Origin of the sequence: Corynebacterium tuscaniense (assembly GCF_008693065.1) — a bacterium.
Lineage (GTDB): Bacteria > Actinomycetota > Actinomycetes > Mycobacteriales > Mycobacteriaceae > Corynebacterium > Corynebacterium tuscaniense.
In genome coordinates this window covers 1-801 of record NZ_VXKH01000150.1, presented here as the reverse complement: position 1 = coordinate 801, position 801 = coordinate 1, and the positions used below count along the sequence as shown (strand labels likewise).

Sequence of the window (801 nt, the reverse complement as noted above, 5' to 3'; positions counted from 1 at the left end):
CAAGCCCGGGCACAGGCCGAACCCGGTGAGCACGGGAACCCCCTCCCGCCGAGCATCCCCGTCGAGGGCCATGATCGCGCGGCGGGCGTCGATCGAATCGTTGACGTCGATGTACCCGGTGCCTGAGTCGATGCAAGCACGGGCGAGTGAGTCTGCATGCACCTCGAACGGGCCGGTGCAGTTGACCACCCAATCGTGTTTGCGGAAGACCCTGCAGATCTCGTTGTGGCCGGCGGCGATCCTCAGCGGGAAGTGCCGCCCCGGGCCATCGTCCGGTTTCTGCCGGGAAGTGTAGGCCAGCTCAATCCCATCGACGACGCCGAGCATCCCCCGGACGAGCCGTCCGGTGACGCCGGTACCTCCGGCCACCAGCACTTTCACGGGTTCGCCCGCGTCGCGGTCCCGTGCTTCCCCGCCGTTTCGTCGGTCAGTCATGTTCCATCTCGTTTCCCCGGTCCCGCGACCGGTCGATTCCTTCGGACGACGGGTCCGCTGCCCTGTCGTCCGTTTCCGGCGCCTGGCGCCGGCGTTCGATGTACTCCCCGATGAGGGCCCCGGTCAGCGCGGCATCCTCTCCGAGGACGAACGAATAGTGGTTTCCCGCGACGCCGGCGACGCAGAGGTCATCGACGAGGTGGTCCCGCCACTGGTCGTGGTTGTGAGCCTCGCCGTCATCGGGGAGAACGAACAACGCCTCCCTCACCCGACCCTCGGGCCGGTACCGGGTGCGGGCATCGATGAGCGAGCGCAGCGAGTTGAACTCCGTCGCCGTCACCCGGTCGCCGGAAAGCCCAAGGTCCT

The 801-nt window shown here is 67.8% G+C and carries 1 protein-coding gene and 1 pseudogene; one reads left to right on the top strand and one right to left on the bottom strand.

Annotated elements, in window-relative coordinates; translation table 11 throughout:
* A pseudogene (locus F4V54_RS10975) lies at nucleotides 1-435 on the bottom strand (saccharopine dehydrogenase); the annotation flags it as partial.
* Between F4V54_RS10975 and F4V54_RS11585 the strand changes: the two are divergent.
* On the top strand, nucleotides 434-801 hold a 368-nt coding region (locus F4V54_RS11585; protein WP_170253158.1), incomplete at its 3' end, for a hypothetical protein. The pseudogene F4V54_RS10975 and the gene F4V54_RS11585 sit on opposite strands and share 2 nt — an antisense overlap.